Origin of the sequence: Alteromonas sp. ALT199, assembly GCF_018619335.1 — a bacterium.
In the GTDB taxonomy this organism is placed as follows: domain Bacteria; phylum Pseudomonadota; class Gammaproteobacteria; order Enterobacterales; family Alteromonadaceae; genus Alteromonas.
Genome location: NZ_JAHHDX010000026.1, coordinates 1 through 18088, shown reverse-complemented (window position 1 = coordinate 18088; position 18088 = coordinate 1). Strand labels below are relative to the sequence as shown.

Annotated in this window: 11 protein-coding genes; 4 read left to right on the top strand and 7 right to left on the bottom strand. The window is 42.5% G+C overall.

The window, feature by feature from the left end:
* Window positions 1-276: 276 nt before the first annotated feature.
* The 3 genes from KL866_RS03255 to KL866_RS03245 all read left to right on the top strand — a co-directional run bounded on the left by KL866_RS03255 (window position 277) and on the right by KL866_RS03245 (window position 3620).
* Window positions 277-1191 carry a family 16 glycosylhydrolase gene (locus tag KL866_RS03255; protein ID WP_214993345.1) on the top strand — a complete coding sequence of 305 codons (915 nt, stop codon included), beginning with the start codon at window positions 277-279 and terminating at the stop codon, window positions 1189-1191.
* 29 nt (window positions 1192-1220) lie between these two features.
* Entirely contained in the window at window positions 1221-2228 is a 1008-nt protein-coding gene (locus KL866_RS03250) for a family 16 glycosylhydrolase (protein WP_214993343.1), read from the top strand.
* A gap of 264 nt (window positions 2229-2492) precedes the next feature.
* Window positions 2493-3620 carry an MFS transporter gene (locus tag KL866_RS03245; RefSeq protein ID WP_214993341.1) on the top strand — a complete coding sequence of 376 codons (1128 nt, stop codon included), beginning with the start codon at window positions 2493-2495 and terminating at the stop codon, window positions 3618-3620.
* A 233-nt stretch (window positions 3621-3853) separates the two neighbouring features.
* On the opposite strand, the gene KL866_RS03240 is transcribed toward KL866_RS03245, so the two are convergent.
* The 5 genes from KL866_RS03240 to KL866_RS03220 form a co-directional block, all read right to left on the bottom strand.
* Entirely contained in the window at window positions 3854-5497 is a 1644-nt protein-coding gene (locus KL866_RS03240; RefSeq protein WP_214993339.1) for an amidohydrolase, read from the bottom strand.
* 134 nt (window positions 5498-5631) lie between these two features.
* Window positions 5632-7542 carry a CRTAC1 family protein gene (locus KL866_RS03235; protein WP_214993338.1) on the bottom strand — a complete coding sequence of 637 codons (1911 nt, stop codon included), beginning with the start codon at window positions 7540-7542 and terminating at the stop codon, window positions 5632-5634.
* Between the two features lie 8 nt (window positions 7543-7550).
* Entirely contained in the window at window positions 7551-9050 is a 1500-nt protein-coding gene (locus tag KL866_RS03230) for a sulfatase-like hydrolase/transferase (RefSeq protein WP_251139808.1), read from the bottom strand.
* Between the two features lie 83 nt (window positions 9051-9133).
* Window positions 9134-11068, bottom strand: a complete 1935-nt coding sequence (locus KL866_RS03225; protein WP_214993336.1) for a CRTAC1 family protein — start codon at window positions 11066-11068, stop codon at window positions 9134-9136.
* Between the two features lie 111 nt (window positions 11069-11179).
* The gene (locus tag KL866_RS03220; RefSeq protein WP_214993334.1) at window positions 11180-12238 is read right to left on the bottom strand and encodes a YeiH family protein; all 1059 of its coding nucleotides are present in this window, start codon (window positions 12236-12238) and stop codon (window positions 11180-11182) included.
* 91 nt (window positions 12239-12329) lie between these two features.
* On the opposite strand from KL866_RS03220, the gene KL866_RS03215 reads away from it, so the two are divergent.
* On the top strand, window positions 12330-13193 hold the full coding sequence (locus tag KL866_RS03215; protein ID WP_025255701.1) for a LysR family transcriptional regulator: 864 nt from the start codon (window positions 12330-12332) through the stop codon (window positions 13191-13193).
* A gap of 49 nt (window positions 13194-13242) precedes the next feature.
* Here KL866_RS03215 and KL866_RS03210 read toward each other — a convergent pair whose 3' ends face one another.
* Window positions 13243-17193 carry a hypothetical protein gene (locus KL866_RS03210; protein WP_214993332.1) on the bottom strand — a complete coding sequence of 1317 codons (3951 nt, stop codon included), beginning with the start codon at window positions 17191-17193 and terminating at the stop codon, window positions 13243-13245.
* Between the two features lie 20 nt (window positions 17194-17213).
* Window positions 17214-17855, bottom strand: coding sequence for a hypothetical protein (locus tag KL866_RS03205; RefSeq protein ID WP_214993330.1), 642 nt, complete (start codon window positions 17853-17855; stop codon window positions 17214-17216).
* Window positions 17856-18088 lie beyond the last annotated feature (233 nt).

Below are 18088 nucleotides of genomic sequence, written 5' to 3'. Positions count from 1 at the left end.
GACAGAAGACTTATAGAGTTGGGCATGTCTTTTTCACAAAAATTAGGTGACAGAGAAAACTTCATGTATTTCAAATCACTTGCTACCGATTAGCCTTGCTTCCCAGTAAGGCTACTAACTCTTTTCTATTTTTCTGAGGCAAAGCTCACATTTATGCATGTAAGGCCTCAAGCTTTTCTCTTTAACGTTAAAATTGTATTACAAATTTAAACATATTATGTTTAAATTGATTGCACATAGAAACAATAGATAGCCAGAAAGCCACGGAGGCCTCTCGTGCTAGAAAAGTATCGCAATCCCGCCCTACTATTAATAGTAAGTCTGTGTAATGGCTGTTCATTTGATCAAACGCCTGAAGTCTCCCCTATTTTGAATGAAAATAGGAACAGTGCCTACCGATTAGTCTGGCACGATGAATTCAGTGGAAACGAAATTGATGAAAGTAAGTGGCAATATCGATTGGACTGTAAACATTGGAGCAAGCAAGAAAAAGCAAATAACCTGGTATCTAACGGGGTTTACCGTATTTTGCTCAAGAAGGAGCGCGTAGAGTGCCCCGGCAATAAATGGCTTCAGCCTGGACAAAAGGAAGGTGAAGTACCTGCTGAAGTCGTGCAATACACTGGCGGAGGAATTATTTCAAAACGCTTGTTCCGCTACGGCTTTTATGAAGCGCGTTTGAAAACCCCGAGTGGCGCTGGGTGGCATAGTTCTTTTTGGATGATGCAATACCTTCACAAGCCCGAAAACAACGACAGCCTTGCGTTCAATCCATTAGATGACCCTACCCTTAACAGTCATATCGAGCTCGATCCTTTCGAAAATGACTCTATCGACCCTACGCATTACCAAACCGATGCACATCAGTGGAAACCAGAGCCAGGTACCGAAGATAAAGGACGTACCCAGAATAAAGTAGGTACAAAACAAATTCGCTTTAGCGATGGCGCATTACTTACCGACTTTCATATTTATGGCATGGAGTTTACTAAAACCCACGTTCGTTACTACTTTGACGGAAAATTAGTAAGTGAAACCGAATTTCCCGCAGCTCGCTATAAGCACAACGATGTCAATATCTGGCTTACCGGCTTAGGTACTTTCCTGGGTAATACCCCCGCCATAGACGACAGCGCTTTACCCGAGCAAATGCAAGTTGATTACGTTCGTTTTTTCGAACCAAAACACTAAATAAAGCGCTAATAGTAGGAAACCCACTGATGAAAACTAGAATTTTTAAAACCACTTTTTTAAGCACATGTTTGTTAAGCGCGGGCGTATCTTATAGCTCAAGTGCTGCCCCAGTCCTTCCTCTGTCCGACCCTATGAATAACGGAGGTTGGGTACTAAACAAAGAAGTAAGCGACGAATTTGATGCAGATAAAGTAGATGAAGATAGATGGTTCATTGTTGGCAAATTTAAAGATGGAAAACCACAATATGTCCATCCTGACGACCCAGATAAATGGGTGTGGAAAGGTCGGGCTCCGTCTCAGTTTTCAGGCCGTAACTATCGCTTAGAAGATGGAAAGCTAATGCTTGAAGCACGTTGGGAACCAGACTTTCCATTCACTGACGAGATTAGAAAGCCAACGTTTGGTGAGCCCATGAAGCATGAAAATATTACTACGCCGTGTTTTATAGGTCGCCGCTCGTTCACTTATGGTTACATTGAAATAAAAAGCAAATCTGCCGATGCGGAAGTAACCAGTGCGTTTTGGTCTATGGGGCCAAAAATGGAGTTCGACTTTTTCGAGTCATTTGGCGATAGTCGAGAAGATCCTAAAAAAGTCCATTTAGATAGCGAGCTATGGTGGTCTATTCGCGATTGGGAAAAACCCGTTGGGGGTAAGCCTAGTTACACAGAAAGAAAGCAACTTGGCTTTAGAATGGCTGATGACTTTCATGTTTACGGTATTGAATGGAGCGAGGACGGCATAAACTATTACATTGATGGAGAGCTATTTTCATCGGTTACACCAGAACAAGCTACACAATGGGCTAAACAAAACCGTGAAGGCCTTCCTGATGACTACAATGGATACGTAGCCACCCGCCCTATTAATCTATGGTTGGATATGGAAACCTTTCCATGGCACGGCTACCCAAACAGCTTAGAAGATTTAGAAAAGAACAGCCCTGAAGGCGAAAAACACGACGGTATTGTAGATTTCGAAGTGGAATACATTCGCGTGTGGCAAAAGCCTGAAGATATACAAAAAAAGTAATTCATAATCCCGAGAACTAGAGCAAGTTTACATTGTTGAAATCCATTACAGTTATATGATTTAAGCAATTACGTTATCATTCCTCCTCGCCACTCTCGGTGGCGAGACAAATTCTAATGAAATATGAATGACTAAATACGTTGAAACGAAATTCATACCCTTTTACATAGTGAACGGACTAATCAGCTAGTTCATTGAAACCGTTACTTGAGTCATTGAAACCCAAGCCACAACAACACCTGTTTTATCAACATAGAGAATTTAATGAAAGCGCAAGCCAAGTTAATCGCGCTAATTATGATGCTTGTCATGTTTAGCCCATTTGCCATAGATTTTTATATTTCGACCTTACCAACTATTTCTGAACAATTTGGTCACAATGGAGGTTTGACGTTAAGTGCCTATATGCTAGCGCTTGGGGTGGGACAATTTTTTGTAGGCAATATTTACGACAAACATGGCCCATTTAAGCTGGTATCCGTTTCTATTGCGGTTTTTACGTTAACAAGTATTGCGATTTATTATAGCGGCACATTTTACCAACTTCTCGCGTTGCGCTGTGTTCAAGGGTTTGCAACAAGCGGCATCGCATTATCTGCACTTGCCATGGTTAAAGATAATTTTAATGAAAAGGAAGGCGCCAAGTTATACGGATACATCAATTCGATGATGAATGTTGCACCAGCTGTCACCCCTCTTCTTGGCGCATGGATATTTGAGATTACCGGCCAATGGCAAGTGTTATTTATCGGGCTGGCAATTTACGGAGTTTTTGTATTTCCCTACTTACTCGCGTCGAAGGATGCTCCGAAATGGAACAATAAAAAAGAGTTAGATGCCGACTACTCTTTCTTCAAAAATAAAAAGTACCAGCAATATGGCATGGTCTCGGTCTTTTCCCTTGGTACCTTGATGCTATACGTAACCATAGTGTCCCCCCTTACTCAAAATGAACTTGGCTTTTCAGAATATAACTTTTCATTCTATTTTGGATTTGTTGGTTTTTCGATGCTCTTATCAGGCATTATATTTGGCAAATTGGTCGAGAAAAAATCACTTGAGTATTTGTTTTCTGTGGGGCAGATGATAGTGGTAATATCTGCCTTACTTACCATCGTATCACTGCATCAGGCGCATTTTATACTAGGCGCATTTCTATTTTTCTGTACGGGCTTTATCTTCTTGATAGCCTCTTCTACCTCATTGATGCTAAGCGAATTCACTGAGGATACTGGCAAAGCAGTATCTATAGTAAGTGCATGTCAAATGATTTTAGGAGCAATTCTGGGTGCTTCAGTGAGTTTTTCACCGCTTACGTTGAGCGAAAGTTTTTTACTAGTGATACTGCTTTATCTTTCTACTACAGTGTACGTAAGAGTTGTTACAAATTAGAGGTCGTACAAGGGTGTTCCGGAACCGCTGAACACCCTTTTAGGCTAGAACAATGATTAAAATCAAGGTAACTAGAAGTAGTTCTTCTGAGAATATCTATTCGCTTAGTTCTCCTAGCGGAAAAACGTCGGCTGTTTCTGCTTTCTGCTTTCTGACTTCTTTCTGCTTACCATAGGCTAGTTACATTCCTAAAAAGTAATGAGTGGTATGTAACATATAGTGAGTATTGAATGTTAATGTTCGTAAACCAATTCACCATTTATATAGTGTTTTAAAACTTTAATATTTCTTATCTGGCTGGCAGGAACTGCGCGAGGATCATGAGATAAAATCACGAAATCAGCGGATTTGCCTTTTTCTAAAGTTCCCCTTTTTTGCTCCGCATTCAGTGCGTAGCTATTAGTCACTGTGTAAGCGGTCAATGCTTGCTCTACAGATATTTTCTGCTCTGCAATCCAGCCCTTAGGGTTGGCATTATCAAGAGTGCTTCTTGTAACAGCGGCATAAATGCCTTCAAACGGAGATAAAGGTGCAACGGGCCAATCCGACCCAAAAGTTAACAACCCGCCTTGCTCTAAAATAGATTTGAACGCGTAAGCGGTGGGTAGTCGTTCACGGCCTATTCTTTCTTCAGCCCACTGACCATCATCTATTGCATGGTACGGCTGCATGGACGCGATAACGCCAAGCTCTGCTAGCTTTTTGATTGCCTTTTTGGTGGGATGTTGGAAATGCTCGATTCTGAAGCGTTTTTTACGAATCTCTCCTTTACCTAACTCTTCCATTTTATTTATGACAAAGTCTATACCTTTATCGCCAAGCGCGTGGATTGATAGCTCCAAGCCTGCTTCATTTGCCTTTGTCATCCATGTAGCAAATTGCTCTGGGTCATTAAGAGGTAAACCATAGTAGTCGGGTTCATCAGAATAGGCGTCGTGAAACCACGCAGTTCGAGCCCCCAAGGAACCATCGATAAAGCCTTTAACGCCTCCATAAGAGAGTAAATCGTTGCCTCTACCATGCTTTTCAACGTTTGTAGCCGCCATTTCCCACGATTCAATGGGTGTTGAAACGAACGCCCTAATTTTCATAATTCCGCGGCTTTCTGCAAGCTTAAAAATATCTAACATGGTTGTTTCAGATGGGTAAGCAGTTACAGCGTGTACCTTTGATATCCCTAAGCTCAATGCAAGTTCTTGGGCCAAAGTGAACTGTTCCATCAATTCGTTTTCACTAGGTGATGGAATGATATCTAAAATAAGATTAAGAGCATTCCCCTTTAAAAGCCCTGTTGGTTCGCCATGCTCGTCCCGTACAATAACGCCACCTTTTGGGTTTGGTGTGTTGCGGTCGATTCCTGCAAGCTCTAAGGCCAGTGAATTCACAAGTGCTTGGTGTCCGTCAATTCGTATAACATAAACGGGATTATTCGATGTAACTGGATCAATCCACGATTTATTGGGCAACATACCTCCCCATTTTTGATGATCCCAGTTACCGTTTAATATCCATTGGTGATCAGGCAAAGTTTCTGCGTAAGACGCCATCAATTGAGTAAATTCTTTTGGCGAGTTAACGGGTCTTAAATCGATACTAGCTAGCGCAGCACCTCCTTCCATAAAGTGCACATGGTTATCTGTGAAGCCATGCATTACAAAGTTCCCATCGAGATCTATGGTTTTCTCGTCTTTTAAATGCTTTGGTATATGGTTTCCAACATAGATAATCTTTTCCTTGTCTATGGCTACTATAGACTGATCTTGCTTGCCCTCTACCCCAGTCCATACTGTTGCGTTTTTAAAAACAGTGGCAGCCGAAGCGCACATTGAGATGAAAGAAATGAATAAACCAAAACTTATAAAAAGAAATGAGTTCAATGTTAATGGCCTTAAATTGATTATCGGTTTGCTTATAGAATATAAGATTACACTCTAAAGGTTCCATAGCGGAAATGTCGCAAACGTAGTCCATTACTTCCCGATACTCAATGCATTGTTTATGAAAGAAGAATTTATAGTTTAACCATAGTTCCAGCCACTTTATTCTCTACAAACTTTTCTTCCCCATTGGCCCATATAACATGCACTTTCTCAACACTATCGCACGCACCAATACCAAAATGCATTTTGCTGTGTAGCATGTGATGGAAGCCATCGCCAGTGGCACCTACATGTTGAATTTGCTGCTTGCCGCAAGCCGTAATAGTTACTTTTGCGCCTGTGGGCTGGGCTTGTTGATTGGCAGACGCTCCCACTTCTACCTTGATAAAGTTGCCCAAAACATTTTTTGGTATCTGATTTTGAGCTAAATACCAGCGCCCTCTTTCATTGCCGTAAACTAAGTCCATACGGCCGTCTTGATCGTAATCGAACGCGGTTACCCCGACACCCGTAGCACCTATTTCATCAGAGGTTAGTCCAACGTGAGGAAGCTTTATAAATCCCTTCCCCCCTTCGTTCATCAATACATAATGCTCCACGGGCAACGCCATGTTTCCATAAGGGGTTATCGCTAAATCCATAAAGCCGTCATTATTGAAATCTGCCGCGGCTACACTGGTGGTTTGTTCTTGTATGTCAATACCTAGGCTATTTGTAACATCAACAAATTTACCGCTACGATTCTCGAGTAAAAGTGCTGGCATAGGCTTTCGCTTCATCTCACCAGGATGATCAACAACATTTTTTATTACCGCCGATAAACGAGATTTAACTGCGCCGCCAACACGCCATTTTCCGTTACCCATATAGCCAATATGCATGCCCTTAAGTATTTCACCTTCTGGCCACCCCATCGCATCAGACGGTGTAATCTCAAGGCGACCATCCATATAGTGCGCAGTGCGCTTAGCTTCAACAACCTTTCGCTCGCTGCCTAACTGGATATCATAGGTTGCATAGGTTTCTTGGATGTTTTCCAAGATGAGATTTTCGCCTTCAATGGTAATATCGTCATACATAAAGTTTTTTCTGAACACAAAGAAAGCAAAGTTTTTTTCTTTAGGGTCGTAGTAAGATTCCTGTTGAAATTGATAGGGACTGCGGGCAAGAAATAAGTCAAAGTCCCCGTCATTGTCATAGTCTATTTCTGCAATATTGATCACATTATGGGTATTAGCCAAACCACCTAACACTTCTTTTGTTTTATCGACATAGCTTCCGTCCCCTTGCCCTACCGATAGCGTCATGTCTTTACCTCCGAAGGTAATTACATCGGAAATGTTGTCGTTATTTACATCAGTAACGATCGCTTTTACCGAAAGCGCATCATGAGGGATAGATAAGGTTAATGGGTGTGAAAAGCTTGCCCCTGAATTCAGATACAGTTGATTGGTGGTTAACGACTTTACCCGTTTAGGCGCGAACCCCGTTGTGAATAAGTCTAACTTATTATCGCTGTTGGCTTCTAAAAACTTAATGGCTCGCCCTCTACTGGCACTAAAGTGCGAGAACGTGCCACCTTTAGTGATATTTCGTTGCGTATCCACGCTAAAATATACAGGTCGTCTAGGATTTCCCCCATCGCCACCACCGGGTGATACAACGATATCCATATTGCCGTCGCCATCGTAATCAGACACACCTAAGCCATGAGTGTCGCCTGTTACTAATACAACTGGCTTGGAAAATTTACCTTCGTTATTCCAATAAATAAGTGCATTCGTACCATGTTGCGTTGTTATTACATCATCCCATCCGTCTTGGTCGACATCTGCGGTAACCGCGGCTCCCCATTTTCTTTGAAGAGACGTAGTGAAAGGAATTACGTCATTGGTTCGAGCAAAAAGCGTATTCTTATTCTCTAATGCGGTGTCCTGTGGCGTTATTTTTAGTTGGGTGCAACCCCAAATAGGGATTGCACACAGCATCAAACCGGCAAAACGCTTCAGTGTTATTTCCTTGTACCAATGTGCTTTGCTCATATTTCCCTCTAGTGCGCGGATGCGGGGCGAATTAGCAGCTTACCTTCGGACTCATTTTCGTCAGATGGCTTGTGCCAGTAATGGTCCATACGGTCGATATCGTAATTTTCGAACTTGCGCTCTAATAGCCAGCGAGGTCTCTCTAACGTCGATTCCCACTCAAAGATTTTCTTAAACAGCTTCTTTACGAGTTCAGGGTTATCTGCCGCGACATCTCTGTACTCTTTTTCATCTCCGTCTATGTAGTAAAGCTCAGCGGGGCGGTCAGGAAAGCGCATTAATTTCCAGTTTCCAGCGCGTACTGTCGCCCGGGTATCTTTTTTCCAATAAAGAAACTCGTGCGGCGCATCTTGAATTGAACCTTGAACAAAGGGTATTAAGTTAACGCCGTCTATATTTTCTAATGTAGAAGTATCACCGCCACCTGCTGCAAAGAACGTAGGAAGCAAATCTAAGGTACTAACAGGGTTCTGATACGTGGTACCTCGTTTGAATACGCCTGGCCATTTCATAACGTATGGGACTCTCACTCCGCCTTCTAAATGATTAGACTTCGTTCCACTAAACGGGAAATTATCCGAGGCATTCATATCTGTGGGGCCACCATTGTCATTGGTAAAAACCACTAAGGTGTTATCTTCAATACCTAAGCGTTCTAGTGTGCCTAGTACCTTTCCAGAGGCTCGGTCCATGGCATACATCATGGCTGCAACCGTTTTACGTTTCCCCGTTAGGTTAGGAAATTTAGCTAAGTCTTCTTTTGTTGCTTCCATCGGTGTGTGAGGCGCGTTAAATGAAAGGAAAACAAAAAATGGTTTATCCGCTTTTGTACTACGCTCGATAAAATCTATCGCTTCATCGGCTAGTTCATCCGTTAAATACCCTTTTGGCTCTTGGTATTGAGCAAAATTGCGCTCCATCAACTCTAGCTTTGATGGTGCTTTGCCCTCTTCATAAGCAAAGTAACTGCGCGCGCCACCACGGAAACCGTAGAACTCGTCAAAACCCTTATTTAGAGGATGAAATTTATCTGCACCACCTAAATGCCACTTCCCATAATAGGCAGATGTATAACCCTGTTCTTTTAGATAAGCAGCCATCATCTTTTCTTCGACAGGCACGCCCATTTGGTCGCCATCTAGAGCAGAGTTTTTACTCATATAGCCAGGAACATTGTTCTCTTCGAAACCAAAGCGCTGCTGATAGCGACCAGTTAATAAACCTGCTCTAGAAGGTCCGCACGTGGGGTCTGAAACATAACCTTGCTCAAATCGTACCCCTTCAGCAGCCAGCTTATCCAAGTTAGGTGTTTTCATAACTTTACTGCCGTGGAAGCCAAAATCACCATAGCCTGCATCGTCAGAAAAGATAAAAACGATATTCGGTTTTTTGTGTTCTGCCGAGGGTTCTCCCTTTTTTTGCTCACTACCATGAGCAAACGATGCTACGGCTATCATAGATAAACACAGTGCCCAAATTCCAAGCACGTTTTGATTTCGCTTTGTCATCTCATTGTCCTTCTATACCACTACGTAAAATTTCAAGAATTCTTCTAATATTTACCTTCTGCGTAAACGCTTTAGCCCTCAAGTCAAAATGACCATTGCTGGTAAGTGTTTATCGATTCAAAAGTTCGTGAAGATTGCTCATTGTTACTCCAAGAAATCGTTGCTGCCACAGGTCCAGTACAGTTACCCAAACCAAAATGTAACGCCGTATTTGAACTCAAAGAATATGCTGCTGAGGTTTGTCCTACTCTCTTTTTCTGCTTATTTCCGCATGCCTCAATTTCTACTATCGCGCCTTCTGAGTTAGCGTTTGCCTTTGGCGAAGATGAAACGTGTATACCAATGTAGTTATGGTGTGTTTTGGTGTTGCGCAAAAGGTGCCACTTGCCGCGATCATTACCTATTATTAGGTCAACAGCGCCATCTAAGTCGTAGTCTAATGCTTCAACTCCAAGACCTAGTGCACCTAGTTCTTCACTGGTAATACCGTGAGCAGTAATAGCCTTGAAACCCTTTCCGTTTTCATTCAGAAAAGTGAGTGCATTATTAGAGTGAATAAGATCGCCTTTCTTAGCTATAACAAGGTCGCTGTAGCCGTCATTATTGATATCTGCTACCGCTGATGAAACCGTATTTTCTTGATAGGTAATTCCCGCCTGCGTTGAGTTATCAACAAATGTACCGCCGGTATTTAACAGCAGCATATCACCCAACGCTTCTGGCTTTGGCATTTCAGGGTATGCGGTAACCCCTTTTATTACCCCGGTTGAAATTGAAAACGTTGCAGCGGCGAATTGCCATTGCCCATTTCCAATGTAACCAATATAAGCGCCCTTTTTGTCTAATTTGTCAGGGAACCCTAGTGCATCACTATTTACGATTCGAACATCTCGTCCAATATGAGTTTCACCCTCAAACGCAAAGGGATAAGCTGACTCACCAATAAATAGATCCTTTGTAGGCCACTGACTTTGAAAGTTAACAAACTCGATAACCGGACCTGCATGAAAAGGAGGAAATTTATGTACTCCTCGCAACCAGTAGTAGCCTAATAATTGACGTTTTTTATCATAAAACGTTTGACCAGGTTGATAGTCCACCGAACGAGTGACAAATAGGTCAAAGTCGCCATCGTTATCAAAGTCAATTTCATTGATACTTGTAACATTGCTTAACGAGGCAGGAAAAACGCTACTCGTCACCTCTTCATATTCGAACGCATCACTCGCTTGATAAGCTCTGGCTTCATCGTTACCGTAAACTACTAAGTCAGGTAACCCGTCGTTATTAAAATCGGTGATAAGTGTTTTCTGACCATCGCCTCTTACCGCAGGTAGTTTTGTTTCCTCAACAAACTGGCCATTCTGGCTATTATTGAATACGTAGCTTTCGCTTTTTCCCTGCATCTCACGCGAAGGAAAAGCAAAGTTAAGTAAATCCAGCCACCCATCTTGATTTAAGTCGACGAGCTTTACGGTTCGCCCACGCATAAAAGGCATGGGCTGTTCTAAATTTGGTACCGTTGAAATTTCACGGCTCTTCGCTACCCGAAAAAGCTTGGTGTTTCTGGCGTTACTCCCAGAGCCACCGCCTCTGGAAACCGCGATTTCTATACTTCCGTCTTTATCAAAATCACCTGCTGTAATACCGTGCATATCACCCATAATAAGGTCGTATGGCTTAGCAAAATGTCCGTTGTTGTTCCACAACACTTTTAAGCTGAAACCATGATCATTGAGCAAAAGATCGGGAAACCCATCTTGGTCAAGATCAGCCACTGTAGCTACATCCCATTTGCGCAAATTGCTGTTTTTGAGGGGAAGGTGTTTTACCTCTTGCTTAAATAAAATACGCTCGTTGCTAACATTTTCACTATTAAAGCCTACCTTGTTTTGCTCCACACCATTTGCACATGCGAAAGCATTAGTAGTCAGCACAGCCAAGAGCACTTTAGATATTTTGTTTTTATAGTACTCGCCGCCTTTAGCAGTGCTGATGAATTGACTTTTAACAAACATTTATTTCGTTCTCTATAATGCTTAATCTTTTATCTGGCCTACTTAATAAATACCACCTTAATATACATCATATGTTTATGGGATGTTAAGCAATTTTACACTTAAATTTATTCAACCTATAAGAAAGCTCAAGCCATACCCTCCTGCAACTAACATAAAAAACAAACATGCAGCGAGTAAGACTGGCTTAAATCCAACATTGAAAATTGGAGTGAGGTGGGTTCGAAGACCAAGAGCAGCCATTGCCATGCATAACAAATAGTTATCTATAGTTAATAGGCCTTGATGGAAACCTGGCGGAATGATTTCAAGAGAGTTAATGCCGCTCACTACTACAAATAAAACAGCAAACCACGGAATAATCAGTTTTGGCTTGTCGTTTGAGGCATGCTCATCTATTGCATTTGCCTTTCTGGCAAGTACCCATGATAAAAACAGAAGCGTTGGTGCAAGTAGCATCACGCGCACCATTTTTTCAATTACTGCCGCGTTCGCGACTTCATTATTAACCGCAGTACCTGCAGCAACAACTTGTGCAACTTCATGCACTGTTGCCCCTATGTAAATACCAAAAGCATGCTCTGTTAAACCTAAGTACGGATACAGCGCTGGGTATAAAAACATACTCGTGGTACCAAAAAGTACTACCGTGGCTACCGCTATTGAGACTTTGTGCGCTTGTGCTTTTACCACAGGTTCAGTTGCTAAAACCGCAGCAGCGCCACAAATTGCACTTCCTGCGCCTATGAGTATTGACGTTTGATAATCTAACTTAAAAAGCTTGGTACCTAGAAGATAGGCAGCAAGTAGCACACTTGCTACTACTACTACATCGACCAAAACACCATACCAACCCAGCTGTGCTATTTGTTCAAAAGTGATCCGCAGTCCAAACAAAATAACCCCGAGCTTCAGCAAAACGCTTTTAGAAAAGTCGACGCCAGTTGCAATTCTATGCATAACACGGTTTATGGGGCTATTGCCTATTACCACGCCAACAAGAATCGCAATCGTCAATGGACTTAGCCCTATTTCCCCGAATAAAGGCAGCGTCGAAAAGTAAGTCGAGATAATTGAAATGAGCATCACGCTTACAATGCCCAAGAACATTGAAGAACTAAGTATTCGAGGGGCGTTAAAAATTTTATCAGCAATATTTTGGGCTTTCATACACTACTCCTGTCGATGCGTTGACAGTAAGCTAACGTCCGTTAGAATATAACTCCAATACATATAAACGATGTGTGAATAACTTTTAGTTATGCGATTAAATTTAAATGCTCTTCGCGTCTATTATTGGGTTGCTCGGTTAGGTTCTTTTACAGGTGCTGCTGAACAGCTTTTTATTAGTCAGCCAGCCGTATCTAAAGCAGTAAAAGAACTAGAACATAGCCTTTCGCTCTCACTCATTGCGCGTTCATCAAGCACTCGAACATTAATACTGACAGAAGCAGGAAAAACACTGTTTGAACATGCTAGAGGAATCTTTGCCATCGAGAAGTCTGCCGTTGAAGATATGGCGCTTATGGCGAATGCCGGTAAAGGGTCTCTCACGGTTGGGGCAAGCACGACAGTGGCTAGCTACTGGCTCCCTTCGTATTTAGCAGAATTTCGAGTCAAATACCCTGATATTCACCTAGAGCTCGTGGTTGCCAATTCCCGTGACGTTGAGCAAAAGCTTCTTGATGCCCAGCTCGATGTTGCCCTTGTTGAAGGACCTTCCCATTTACAAAGTATTCAAGTGATACCATGGGTTAACGAATCCATGGGCTTGTGGGTCTCTTATTCTGAAAAGTTTAATGCCCTAGACTGCACATGGCTATTGCGTGAAGAAGGTTCAGGCACAAGAGAAGTTGCACTATCAATCATAAAAAATAATGGTTGGCCGGTAGACAAAGAAATACGGCTGGGCAGTAATGAAGCCATCGCCAGAGCTGTGTCACAAGGCTTAGGCGTTTCTTTTTTACCTAATATAGTGTGTGATGAATTAAGTCAGTTAAAAAAGATCCATCGGGTGGACGGAATAAATGCCAATGCTCGAACACTCTTTTTCCTACATTTAAACCAACGCCCTTTTACACCTAGCGCCAAGCGCTTTTTTGACTTACTTTTTAAAGATAAATAAAAAGGAGCTAGCAGCTCCTTTTTACCAATCAACAGCTAAAGATTAACGTTTAATACCACCTTACATCACTACAATTTGGTAATGCAGTTTGGTAGTTAGAACGACAAGAAGATAAAGGCATTGAGATGCTGTCTAGCTTTTCGTAATGCGCATTAGGAAAGCCATTAGACGAGGGTTGTTCAATATTAATATTGAAATTGTAATCCACACCTTCTTTTTGCTCATTTACGATAGCAGCGACAGAGTCTCCGAGGAAAACTTGTCCTCTTCTCGACCATTGCCCAGGCGAAGCAATACAAATGTTATCGCAGCTAGCTACAAAATTTAAGTTATCTAGCTTCAAGTGTGCATTGGTATCAAAGTTGGCCATAACGTTATAAACGTAAGACTCTTCAAACCATCCGGGTTTAAGTTTAGTTCGATTATGCACTGCATCTAAACACGTTTTCGTCGGCGTAATGCGGGTAGCCCATTGGTTTGCACCACGAGCATAAGTCACGTCGGCGCAGCCATCGCCATAAGTAGCGTTAACTTCATCGCGCCATCGATTCCTCGTGTAACTTTCTCCTTGAGGGCTAAATAGTTCAACGAACCCTTCGTCTACCCTTACGGCAAAACTGCAACCATTGGAGACGACACCATTGACCTGTACCGACCCATTCTCTTGAAAATGAGGGCCAAACATAACGGGAGCTAAACAATCTGTTCCTTGAATATTCTCAGCAAAAATATCTCGAATACCGCCTTTACCGAAGTCCTTCATACTTAGGTTATCTGTTTCCATTCTTAGCGTAATTCCGCCTTCGCTATGAAGATTCCTGAAAAGAATGTTATCGGCCGCATAGGTTTGAACGAGTCCGTAACCGAACAATGAGTTATGCTGGTCAATATCTTCTATGATGCCGTTTACGGGCCAGTGTAGGTCGTTATCCCGCTGTGTTACGCCAACTAAAAAGGAAGCGAAGATAGTCTTGTTATCTTCAATAGTGAAATTAGCAAACCGGAAATTCTCTATGTCACCCATTCTAAACACAGCGATGCGCTCATTGGGTTCTGGCGTTCTGTCGATAGACAAGTCGATAGTAAAACCATCGCCAAGCCCAACCATGCTCACATTTTCTGCTTTACCTTGGTTAGCAAAGCCCATTTCGAACATCCAAGTGTTGTAACCACCACCAGGCGCCATATAAAAACGTGCGTTTTCATCAACCTCAATTTGTACATTTGACCGAAGGTGCACGCTTCTAAAGTAATAGTCGCCGGCAGGAATTAAGAGCGTTCCACCGCCTAAATTATTGCTTATATCATCAAGAGCTTCCTGCAAAACCTGCGTATCGTCGTTTGAATCCTGGTTATTAACTGCATAATCAACCAGTAAATCGCGCTGAATGCCTGTTGCCGATGGCGGCGTATAAAACCTAGAGTCTTCAACGCTTATGGGTTCAGGTCTGGGTGTTACCGTGTAAGTGCCGCTGCCATCATGATAGCCGTATTCAGGCAACGGGACGTCGTTTTCAATTTCACCGCTTCTGGCTAGCGCGTTGTCACCCACTAGCAGATAGTCATCGATAATTACCTTATCCCCTTCTTCTAACCCGCCGAAATAGAAAGAGGGTAGAACATCTGTAATATCTTTACCCGTAGTGAGGATCCAGCTTTCCGGAACAGAGAAGCCAAGTTCATTGGTGTTTGCATCTACAAAGCTTATGGTTACCCAGTCACCGAAATCTTCAGGTTCAACCGTCGCGGTGTAGTCAGCAGTTATGGCCTTTGCTGCGGCAACTTTGCCCGATTTACCGCCGCTTAAGGTCACATTCCACGGTAACAAGTGATGCTTAACCGTTACTGGGGTTATATTTGAATTGCCTGCCCCTTTAATTACTTTTACATTTAAACTTACAGACTGAATTTCAGTGTCTACAGCACCACCACCAAAAGCTTGGCTCCAAGGGTTAGCGTTGCCCCATTTGTGCCAAAGTAAAGATTGATTATTAATATCTGTATTTACACTGGTGTCGGTATAACCGATAGCATTACTACTATTCACACCGCCACTATCTTCTAGGCTAACACTACCAAAATCTGCAAGTACAAAACCCCATCCGTTAGTTTGGCTAACGGTTGCCTCTTCAAAATCGTATGCAATAGTGAAATCTGTTGGGATGGGTAGCGGCTCGCCAACTTCTGATACAACAAAATAGTCATCTAGATAAAGTTTATCCCCTACTTCGGTGCCAGCAAACTTAAATTCAGGGTAAATGTTGAATTCCCCTCCTTCGTAGCCCGACCACGTCGACGGAATTATAAAATCACCTTCTGAATCGGAAGTGAGCGTTAGCGTTAACTGAACCCAGCCTTTGCTGTTCGCTGGAATAGTACCTGTATAACGTGGCGCCGCCTCAACTGCAGCAGGGTAATTATTTCGCTTATTACCTGAAACCAGACCATAAGGAAGGAGGTAGTGAATGAGTTCAATGTCTTTTTCAGACACTAAGTCAGTTTTTACCCACAAAGATACTTCTTTTAATATGTGACCGTGGTTATCAAACCTTGCAGTAAACGGGCTATTATTCCACTGCTGGAGGTAAAACCCGTTTTGCTCTGGGTTAATATTCTCACTTGTATCTTCATAGATAAGCGCCGCTCCATTTCTCCCTTCCCCATCGGCAAAACTAAGTGCTCCCCTGTCGATAACAGAATATACCCAGCCTTGGCTGCCTTGGTTTGGCGCCAAGTTGTTTTCATCAAAGGTATAGTTAAAGTTAAGAACATCACCGAGTTGATAATCTGGTTCGTTAATGTCTGGAGTGCTATCGCTTCCTCCTGAAGAGCTCCCGCCACTGTTTCCAGTGTCACTAACATCTACTGGCGCACAGCACGCCTCGTCCAAAGATCCTTCGTTTATTGCGTAGTTATCTATGGTGACTTTGTCACCCACCTCTAGTCCATCAAATAAAAACTGAGGGTAAACCTGAATAGATGACTCGCCATCAAAATGGCGCCACGTATCAGGAACAGTAAAATTGCGTAAGCCGGTTTTAGAATCAATAAATTCAACTTGCACCCAGTTGCCATTTTCGGAACCCGGAATGATCATTTCGTATTGTGGGCCGATATCTATACCCGCGTTAATAGTTGGTCCTTTCCTGTCATCAATCACAGGGAAAGGAACAAGATTGTGCCTTACCGTTACATTGCCTGGCTGCGCTTTTTCAACCTTCACCCATAGCGAGACTGAATTGATATCTTTGCCTATGGCACCTTCGAGCATCGCCGTCCACGGATTGATATTAGGCTGATTGGTACGGTTGTTAAATCTAATGCCATTTTGCGTGATATTTACATTAGCACTGGTATCGGTATAGCTAATTGCTCCTGTTTCATCTCTCCCACCATCTGCCTCAAATACCATTTCACCTCGGTTACGCGTGGGGTACACCCAACCTTCCCAGTTGTTATTTTCAAGCTGTACTTGGTCAATATTAAAATCGTAGGCAAATGCCAGAGCATTACTCGGTTGAACTTGTTGTTGAAGCTCAACGTCATAGGCAAACGCTTTTCGGGCTGGGCTAAAGTATATAGTGTGGCTGTTTTGAGTAGCCGTTATATTAAAGTAGGGTTGATTGAAATTGTTGTATCCGTCTGGCTCTATAACCTCATGGCTACTTTGCGTGACGACTAAGCGCAATGTATCACTTTGGTTAACCGACTCTGATAAAGTAAAGGTGTTTTCAGTAAAATACCCTACACCCCGCTTAACATATTGGTCACTTTGCTCCACAACGGTGTCACTTATGACTTCCCATTGCATGATCTCCGCCACTTGGGCTTGCGCCATATTGAGCGTTAATAACGCGGGTATAGCACTTAGTACAGACAATGTAGGACGTGAGGAGGCGCGGTAAAGAGACCTACTCAGTAAATTTTGTACAAGTTTCTTATTAAAAGTACTTAGCTTCCTAGCCACACAGTGGCTAAGAGTTTGCTTTTGATTAAACATGGTATGTTCCCTGAAACGAATTAGCGAAGTGTATAAGTCGAAGTCACAGAATTACGGCGAACCCACAGTCCAGTTAAGGCCATTAGCCATAGGGGGAAACTCAATGGCTCTGGAACCGCTACCGATGTATGAACTAGTTGAATATTAGAAACAGTTAGCGTATCGCCTAGCGAAAAGTTCGTGTCACCGACAGCAAACTCAAGCGAGACCACTTGCCCACGCAGTGCCGATAAATTAGCAATTGCTCCGTCAGTATTGAAGTCATGTAAAAGGTTGGCGCTACTGTCGAATAGTGCAACCTGAAAGAAGTCAGCGGCTGCACTAAATGCCAGTGAGAGTGAGTGCGCTGAAGCGCCTACCGTAAATGATTGAAAAAGGTACACCCCAAAAATTTCATCGGCGCCTTGAAAATCCGTCGATAGAAAAAGCGTGTCTGCATTTGTAGAAAAATTATTAGAAAAATCGGAAAAATCGTTTACATCAACAAAAAACAATTCATTTACCCCATCGAAAATATCGACTTGGCCCTGCCATCCAGTAAGGGCATTGTCGAAAGTACTATTTATCAACGTGGCTGAAGCTTTACTTGAAAGAGATAAAGCAAGCATTAAAAGGGTTATACAGCACCAGTACATCACGGCGCTTTGTTTTTTGTTCAGCATGTTCCTTCCTTTTTGATTATTAAATACAAACATAATACGTTTGATATAATCATTTGTTTAACATTTTTACAACAATTAACCGACATAAATTTAGAGTGATTGGGTTGAAGAATTTCATCGTCGCGGTGCTTTTGCCCCCTACACTTAAAATTTTTATTTAACAAACTCACCATCAAACCACCTCCCCGAAAATTTTAATCTCTTTACTTATCAGCACTATAAGAATACAAACT